Origin of the sequence: Amycolatopsis sp. SID8362 (assembly GCF_010550475.1) — a bacterium.
Classification (GTDB): Bacteria; Actinomycetota; Actinomycetes; order Mycobacteriales; family Pseudonocardiaceae; genus Amycolatopsis; species Amycolatopsis eburnea.
In genome coordinates this window covers 1-7,905 of sequence record NZ_JAAGNB010001231.1, presented here as the reverse complement: position 1 = coordinate 7,905, position 7,905 = coordinate 1, and the positions used below count along the sequence as shown (strand labels likewise).

The 7,905-nt window shown below is 72.7% G+C and carries 6 protein-coding genes and 2 pseudogenes; 7 read left to right on the top strand and 1 reads right to left on the bottom strand.

Annotated elements, in window-relative coordinates; genetic code table 11:
- The 7 genes and pseudogenes from G3I65_RS38415 to G3I65_RS38385 form a co-directional block, all read left to right on the top strand.
- Positions 1 to 342: pseudogene (locus G3I65_RS38415) on the top strand (Zeta toxin); the annotation flags it as partial.
- Between the two features lie 225 nt (positions 343 to 567).
- On the top strand, positions 568 to 2,334 hold the full coding sequence (locus G3I65_RS38410) for a chitinase (RefSeq protein ID WP_160700439.1): 1,767 nt from the start codon (positions 568 to 570) through the stop codon (positions 2,332 to 2,334).
- 46 nt (positions 2,335 to 2,380) lie between these two features.
- Entirely contained in the window at positions 2,381 to 3,118 is a 738-nt protein-coding gene (locus G3I65_RS38405; RefSeq protein WP_375336754.1) for an IclR family transcriptional regulator, read from the top strand.
- A 73-nt stretch (positions 3,119 to 3,191) separates the two neighbouring features.
- Positions 3,192 to 4,346, top strand: a complete 1,155-nt coding sequence (locus tag G3I65_RS38400) for a 4-hydroxybenzoate 3-monooxygenase (RefSeq protein WP_160700438.1) — start codon at positions 3,192 to 3,194, stop codon at positions 4,344 to 4,346.
- 73 nt (positions 4,347 to 4,419) lie between these two features.
- Positions 4,420 to 5,826 (top strand): DHA2 family efflux MFS transporter permease subunit, encoded by a 1,407-nt coding sequence (locus G3I65_RS38395; protein WP_309235925.1) that lies wholly within the window; start codon positions 4,420 to 4,422, stop codon positions 5,824 to 5,826.
- 3 nt (positions 5,827 to 5,829) lie between these two features.
- Positions 5,830 to 6,597: an isocitrate lyase/phosphoenolpyruvate mutase family protein gene (locus G3I65_RS38390; protein ID WP_160700437.1), complete on the top strand. Its 768-nt coding sequence runs from the start codon at positions 5,830 to 5,832 to the stop codon at positions 6,595 to 6,597.
- On the top strand, positions 6,587 to 7,552 hold the full coding sequence (locus G3I65_RS38385) for an RNA polymerase subunit sigma-70 (protein ID WP_163046825.1): 966 nt from the start codon (positions 6,587 to 6,589) through the stop codon (positions 7,550 to 7,552). Before G3I65_RS38390 ends, G3I65_RS38385 begins: the two co-directional genes overlap by 11 nt.
- On the opposite strand, the pseudogene G3I65_RS38380 reads toward G3I65_RS38385, so the two are convergent.
- Positions 7,518 to 7,905: pseudogene (locus G3I65_RS38380) on the bottom strand (MFS transporter); the annotation flags it as partial. The gene G3I65_RS38385 and the pseudogene G3I65_RS38380 sit on opposite strands and share 35 nt — an antisense overlap.

Sequence of the window (7,905 nt, the reverse complement as noted above, 5' to 3'; positions counted from 1 at the left end):
GGCCGCGCGCTCGGGGTGGCGGGCCCGATCGTGGTGCACGAGCCGTCGACGCGGGCGTCGACCCGGGCCCTGCTGGCACTGGTCGGCGCGGTGAGCGGCCGTCCGGTGCGGCTGCTGTTCCTCGACGTCCCGGCGGAGCAGGCGCTGGAAGGGCAACGCCGTCGTGGCCGGGTCGTGCGGCCGCGGTCGTTCGCGCGCCACGTGCGGCGGGTGGGGAAGTGGCGGGAGGAGCTGCTCGCGGAGCGGGTTCCGGCGGGGTGGCGCAGCGTCCAGGTGATCGACCGCTCGCGCGCGGGACGGACCCGGCTGGTGGCCAAGGTGCTCGCGGAGCTGCCTTGCTGAGCGCCGGGTGACCGCGGAGGCCGGGTGTGGGCCGGTTCGAACGTAGTGAATGACTCATTCCTGTCGTCAGACGACGTGAATGAGTCATTCACGGCGGTCGGAGCTGGGCGTGAGCGATCCGCCGGCGCCACGGGAGCAAGGAAACCCGGCACCCACCCCAGTTGGTCTGGACATTTTACATATTGGTCTAGACAATATCGGGTATCTCCCCGACTGGAGGACCCGATGAGGCGTTCCAGACTGTCCGCAACCCTCGCCGCCCTGGTACTGGCGTTCTCCGGTCTCGTGACCGGGAACGCCGAAGCGGCCAACCTCCTCGCCAACCCCGGTTTCGAAGCCGGTTCGCTCTCCGGCTGGACGTGCTCCGGTGCCACCACCGTCAGCACGCCCGTGCACGGCGGCAGCTACGCCCTCGCCGCCACGCCGGTCGGTGCCGACTACGCCCAGTGCTCCCAAACCGTGTCCGTTCAGCCGAACACCACCTACACCGTTTCCGCCTGGGTGCGCGGGAATCCCGTCTACCTCGGCATCACCGGCGGCGCCTCCACCTGGTCCGGCAACGCGAGCGCCTACAACCAGCTGCAGCTCACCTTCACCACCGGCAACCAGACCTCCGCCCAGCTCTACCTCCACGGCTGGTACGGCGCCGGCACCTACTACGCCGACGACGTCGTCCTCGACGGCCCCGGCGGCAACACCCCCGGCACGCCAGGTGCGCCCGGCGTACCGGCCACCGGCAGCATCACGGCGAACTCCATCGCCCTCAGCTGGGGCGCGAGCGCCGGCACCGTGACCGGGTACCGCGTCTACGAAGGCAGCACCGTCGTCGCCACGGCGACCGGGACCAGCGCCACCATCTCGGGACTGAAGGCCTGCGAAACCCACAGCTACGCCGTCGCCGCCTACAACAGCGCCGGTGAGTCGCCGAAGTCCGCCACCACCAGTGCGACCACCACCGGGTGCGTCGACACCGGGCTGCCCAAGCACGCGCTCGTCGGCTACCTGCACGCCAGCTTCGCGAACGGCTCCGGCTACGTGCGGATGGCCGACGTGCCCGCCGCCTGGGACATCATCGATCTCGCCTTCGGGGAGCCGACTTCCGTCACCTCGGGCGACATCCGCTTCAACCGGTGCCCGGTCGCGGAGTGCCCGAACGTCGAGAGCGACGCCGACTTCATCGCCGCCATCAAGGCGAAGCAGGCGCAGGGCAAGAAGGTCGTCATCTCCATCGGCGGGCAGAACGGCCAGGTGCAGCTGACCTCCACCGCCGCGCGAGACACGTTCGTCAGCTCCGTCTCCGCGATCATCGACAAGTACGGTCTGAACGGCCTCGACATCGACTTCGAGGGCCACTCGCTGTCGCTCAACGCCGGGGACACCGACTTCCGCAACCCGACCACGCCGGTGATCGTCAACCTGATCTCCGCGCTGAAGACGCTCAAGGCCAAGTACGGCTCGGGTTTCGTGCTGACGATGGCGCCGGAGACGTTCTTCGTGCAGGTCGGCTACCAGTTCTACGGCGGCACGAGCGCCGGGGACGCGCGGACCGGCGCCTACCTGCCGGTGATCCACGCGCTGCGGGACTCGCTCACCGTGCTGCACGTCCAGGACTACAACTCCGGGCCGGTCATGGGGCTGGACAACCAGTACCACAACATGGGCGGCGCGGACTTCCACATCGCGATGACCGACATGCTCAAGGCCGGGTTCAGCGTCGCGAACACCGGCCAGTTCTTCCCCGGGCTGCGGCCGGACCAGATCGCGATCGGCCTGCCCGCCGCGGTCAGCGCGGGCAACGGCTACACCTCGCCCGCGGACGTCCAGACGGCCGTCAACTGCCTGGTCAAGGGCAGTGGCTGCGGCTCGTACACGCTGCGCGGCGGCACGTCGCCCGCGCTGCGCGGGCTGATGACCTGGTCGATCAACTGGGACAAGTACTACAACTGGGAGTTCCAGAACAGCCACGAGCCGTTCCTGAACTCGCTGCCGTGACGCGTCGCGGTGTGCCCCGCCCCGAGGGTGGGGCACACTGCCTGACGTGGTGAAACGCGACTCCGTGCTGACGCGCGTCGTCCGGATCTTCGAGACCTTCGAGCCGGACGCGCCCGCGCTGCGCGTCACCGACATCGCGCGGCGGACCGGGCTGCACGTCGCGACCGCGTCGCGGCTGATCGAGGAGCTGGTCGGGCACGGCTGGCTCCGGCGCGACACCGATCGGAGGGTCCGGGTGGGCGTCCGGCTTTGGGAGCTGGCTTCGCGCGCTTCCCCGACGCTGGGGCTGCGCGAGGCGGCGCTGCCGTTCATGGAGGACCTGCACGCCGTCGTCGGGCACCACACGCAGCTCGCCGTGCTGGAGGACCGCGAAGTCCTGTTCGTCGAACGGCTTTCCGCGCCCGGCGCGGTCGTCAACGTGACGCGCGTGGCCGGGCGGCTGCCGCTGCACGCGTCGTCGTCCGGGCTCGTGCTGCTCGCCCACGCGCCCGCCGACCTGCAGGAACAGGTGCTGGCCGGCCCGCTCGGCGCGTTCCGCCGGACCACGCTGACCGAGCCGGCGCGGCTGCGGCGCTTCCTCGCCGACGTCCGGCGGGACGGCTACGCGTACTGCGCGGGCTTCATCGACGAGGAGACCACGGGGATCGCCGTCCCGCTGCGGGGACGCGGCGGCGACGTCGTCGCGGCGCTGTCGGTGATCGTGCCCAACGACGACTCGGCGCGGATGCAGATCCCGGCGTTGCGCGCGGCTGCCCGCGGAATCTCGCGGACACTCTCTCACTGAATGAGAGTCCGGTGGTGGGCGCCGGGCGGTGCGGGGGATGCTCGGGGCCTCTTCCACGCGAAAGGACGTTGCCGTGCGCACCCAGGTCGCCATCGTCGGCGCCGGCCCGGCCGGGCTGCTGCTGTCCCACCTGCTCGGCCTCGAAGGCATCGACTCGGTGCTGCTCGAACGGCAGACCCCGGACTACGTCCAGGCCCGCATCCGCGCGGGCATGCTCGAGGCGGGCACCGTCGGCCTCCTGCGCGACGCCGGGCTCGGCGCCCGGCTCGACGTCGAGGGCATGGAACACCGGGGCATCCACCTGCAGTGGCCCGGCGAGCGCCACCACCTGGACTTCGTCGACCTCGTCGGCCGGTCCGTGACGATCTACGGGCAGACCGAGATCACCAAGGATCTGATGGCCGCGCGGGAGAAGGCCGGCCGCCCGGCGTACTACTCGGCCACCGACGTCACCCTCCACGACGTCACCGGGCAGCCGCACGTGACGTTCGTGGACGAGGCCGGCCGGGCACAGCGCGTCGACGCGGACGTCGTCGTCGGCTGCGACGGCTTCCACGGGCCGAGCCGGGCGTCGATCCCGGACGCCGGGATCTGGGAGCGCGCCTACCCGTTCGCCTGGCTGGGGGTGCTGGCCGACGTCGCGCCGTCGGCCGACGAGCTGATCTACGCCTGGCACCCGGATGGTTTCGCGATGCACAGCATGCGCTCGCCGCGGGTGAGCCGGTTCTACCTGCAGGTGGCGCCGGACGAGGACATCGCCGCGTGGAGCGACGACCGGATCTGGGACGCGCTCGCCACCCGGCTGGGGCACCCCGGGTGGGCGCTGGAGACGGGGCCGATCACCGAGAAGAGCGTGCTGCCGATGCGCAGCTTCGTCGCGACGCCGATGCGGCACGGGAACCTCTACCTCGCCGGGGACGCCGCGCACATCGTGCCGCCGACCGGGGCGAAGGGCCTGAACCTGGCGGTCGCGGACGTCGCCCTGCTGGCGAAGGCGCTGACCGCGTCCCTGAAGGACGGCCGCGACGAACTAGTCGACGCGTACTCGGACACCGCGCTGCGGCGGGTCTGGCGCTGCACGCACTTCTCGTGGTGGATGACGTCGATGCTGCACCGCCACGGCGACGACTTCGACGGCCAGCTCCAGCTGGCCCAGCTCCGCCGCACGGTGACGTCGGCGGCCGCGGCGACCGAGCTCGCGGACAACTATTCGGGGTTGCCGCTGTAAGCACCGATTCCTTTCCGGTTCGCGCGGTGTCCAACTCTCGGCAGCACCGCAACCGAGCCGCGAGGAGTCCCGAGTGCGCGTCGAAACCCCGCCCACACCGGCGGTACCCGAGGTAGGAGCAGCGAAGCGAAGGTGGGTCCTGGCGATCACCTCGGTCGCTTCGATGATGGTCGTGCTCGACGCGCTCGTCGTGGCGACCGCCCTCACCGCGATCAAGGCCGGCACCGGCGCGTCGGTCGCCGAGCTGGAATGGACGGTCAACGCCTACGGCCTGAGCTTCGCCGTGCTGCTCATGACGGCCGCGGCCGCCGGGGACCGGTGGGGACGGCGGCGGGTGTTCGTGGCAGGCGTCAGCGTGTTCGCGCTGGCCTCGCTGGTCTGCGCCGTCGCGCCGGACGCCGGCACCCTGATCGCCGGCCGGGTGCTGCAGGGCGCCGGCGCCGCGTTCGTCATGCCGCTCGCGCTGGCGCTGCTGGGAGCCGCGTTCCCGCCGGAGCTGCGGCCGAAGGCGCTCGGCGTCTTCGCGAGCGTGAGCGGGCTGGCGGTCCCGCTCGGGCCGCTGCTGGGCGGCGCCGTGGTGGCGGGCATCTCGTGGCCGTGGATCTTCTGGATCAACGTCCCCGTCGGCGCGGTGCTGGCCGTGCTCGCCCTGACCCGGGTCGAGGAGAGCCACGGGCCCGATCGCGCCCTCGACGTGCCGGGTCTGCTGCTGGCCGGCGCCGGTTCCTTCGGGGTCGTGTGGGGACTGGCGCAGGTCGGCACCGCGAGCTGGGTGGGCGTCGCCGGACCGGTCGTGGCCGGGCTGGCCGCGTTCGGCGGGTTCGTCGTCTGGCAGCGGCGGGCCGCGCACCCGATGCTCCCGCTGGGGCTGTTCCGCTCGCGCCGGTTCTCGGCGGGCAACGCGGTGATCTTCTTCCACTGGGCCTCCGCGCTGGGCGCGACGTTCTTCATGGCCCAGTTCCTGCAGGAAGGGCTCGGGTACGGGCCGCTGGCCGCCGGGGCCGGGCTGGCGCCGTGGGGGCTGACCACCGTGGTCGTCCCGCAGCTGGCGGGACGCCTGGTCGGCCGGTTCGGCGAGCGGCCGTTCATCGTCGCCGGCCTGGGCCTGCACGGGCTCGCCATGCTCTGGATCGCCGCGGTCGCCGGCCCGGCGAGCACGTACTGGGCGCTCGTCGCGCCGCTGGTGCTGTCGGGCACGGGCATCGCGATGTGCCTGCCAGCCGTGCAGAGCGCGGTGCTGACTTCGGCCGGGCCGCGGTTCCTCGGCAAGGCTTCCGGCGCGTTCAGCGCGATGCGCCAGCTCGGCGGGGCCTTCGGCGTGGCCGTCCTGGTCGCCGGGTTCTCGCTGGCCGGCGGCTACGCGTCGCCGCACGCGTTCACCGGCGGGTTCACCGCCGCCGTCGTCCTCAGCGCCGTCCTCGCCGCCGCCGGCGTGCTGGCCGGCTGTTTCGTCCCGCGTCGCGAACCGAAGGAGAACTGAACCATGACCGACCTGAAAGCCCACGCCGACCTGCTGCGCGAACTGCACCACGGCGAGCTGCTGGTGCTGCCGAACGCCTGGGACGAAGCCAGCGCGGAACTGGTCGTCGAGACCGGGTTCCCCGTGGTGGCGACGTCCAGCGCCGCCGTGGCCGACGTGCTCGGGTACCAGGACGGCGAAGCGGCGCCGTGGAAGGAGATGTTCGCGGCGGCCGCCCGGATCGCGCGTGCGGTGCCCGTCCCGGTGACCGTCGACGCCGAAGCCGGCTACGGCCTGGCGCCTCGTGAACTCGTGGACCGGCTCGTCGAAGCCGGGGCGGCCGGCTGCAACCTCGAGGACACCGACCACCGCGCCGGGGGGCTGCGGGACGCGGAAGCGCACGCGGACTGGCTGGCCGAAGTGCGCGCGGCCGCCGACGCGAGCGGGGTCCCGCTCGTCGTCAACGCGCGGATCGACGTCTTCCTGCCGCCCGCCGGGGTGCCCGAGGCGGACCGGGTGGCGGAGGCCGTCCGGCGTGCCCGCAGTTACCGGGAAGCGGGCGCGGACTGCGTGTACCCGATCGGGGCGCCCGGCGAGGCGCTCGGCCGGCTGGTTTCCGAAGTCGGCGGGCCGGTCAACGGCAACACGAATCCGGCACTGGACCTGGCCGGCCTGGCGGCGCTGGGCGTGGCGCGGGTGTCGTTCGGACCCCGGTTCTACCGCTCGGGCTTCGCCGGGATGAGGGATGCTTTGGAGGCCATCCAGGAGCGGGGAGTACGCGATGTCAGCTGAGGCGATGCCACTGGCCGGGAGCGCGCGGCTGCGGGACGAGTTCGACGCGCTCCGCCCCGCGCTGCTCGCCCACTGCTACCGGATGACGGGGTCCTACCAGGACGCCGAAGACGTCGTCCAGGAGACGTACCTCCGGGCCGCGCGCGGGGTCAGTGCCTTCGAGGGGCGCTCGTCGCTCAAGACCTGGCTGTACCGGATCGCGACCAACACCTGCCTCACCGAGCTGAAGCACCACAGCCGGCGGATGCTGCCCGCCGGGCTGGGGGCGCCCTCGAGCGATCCCGACGTCCGGGTGTTCGGGGCCGGCGCGCTCGCGTGGCTCGAGCCGCTGCCCGACGCGGTCCTCGGCGACCCGGGGGAGGTCGTCGTCCGGCGCGAGTCGGTGCGGCTGGCGCTGATCGCGGCGCTGCAGCACCTGCCGGCGCGGCAACGGGCGGCGTTCCTGCTCCGGGAGGTGCTGTCGTGGTCCGCCGCCGAAATCGCGGAGACGCTCGACGTCAGCGTGCCCGCGGTGAAGAGCCTGCTGCAGCGGGCCCGGCAGCGGCTCGACGAGCTGGACCTCGACGCGGCGCCCCCGGACCAGGAAGTCGAACGGGCGTTGCTCGACCGCTACGTCGCGGCGTTCGAGGCACAGGACACCGCGGCCATCCGGACCGTCATCCACGACGACTTCAGCCTCGAAGCCGTGCCGCACCCGGTGTGGTTCAAGGGCGTGAGCGTGTGCCTGCCGTTCCTGGAGCGCTACGCCTTCCGGGCGGACCAGGGGGTCCGGCTGCGGCCTACGCGCGCCAACGGCCAGCCCGCCGCGGGCAGCTACCGCGCCGACGACGCGGGAATCCTGCGCGCGGAGGGGCTGTGGGTGTTCACGGCGACCGGGGACCGCTTGTCGCGCGCGGTCAAGTTCCCCGGCCCGTCGTTGGTCACGGCCGCGGGGCTGCCGGCGTCGCTGGCTTGACCCACGGAGTCCACGCGAGGAGAGCAACCAGACCGGTCAGTATGAACACCGGCCCGAGCCCGATGCCCGCGGCGGCCGCACCGGCCAGGGGACCGGCCGCGGTCTGCCCGGCGCCGAGCCCGACGTACGACCAGGTGACGCCGCGGGCGGGCCGCTCGGGTGACACCCGGGCGGCCCAGACGATGCACAGGCCGGTCAACGCCATGTACGTGCTGCCGAAGAGCGCACTGGACACGAGGGCGCCGACCAGCCCGAGGCCGGGCACGGCGAGGAGGGCGAGACCGGCCGCGGCGAGCGTCCAGGTCGCGAGGTTGGCGGCCGGGAGCCCGACGCGTTCGACGACCCGGCCGGCC

Coding starts and splice junctions, on each gene's coding strand:
- G3I65_RS38410 (WP_160700439.1), top strand. CDS start 568: ATGAGGCGTTCCAGACTGTCCGCAACCCTCGCCGCCCTGGTACTGGCG.
- G3I65_RS38390 (WP_160700437.1), top strand. CDS start 5,830: ATGACCGACCTGAAAGCCCACGCCGACCTGCTGCGCGAACTGCACCAC.
- G3I65_RS38385 (WP_163046825.1), top strand. CDS start 6,587: ATGTCAGCTGAGGCGATGCCACTGGCCGGGAGCGCGCGGCTGCGGGAC.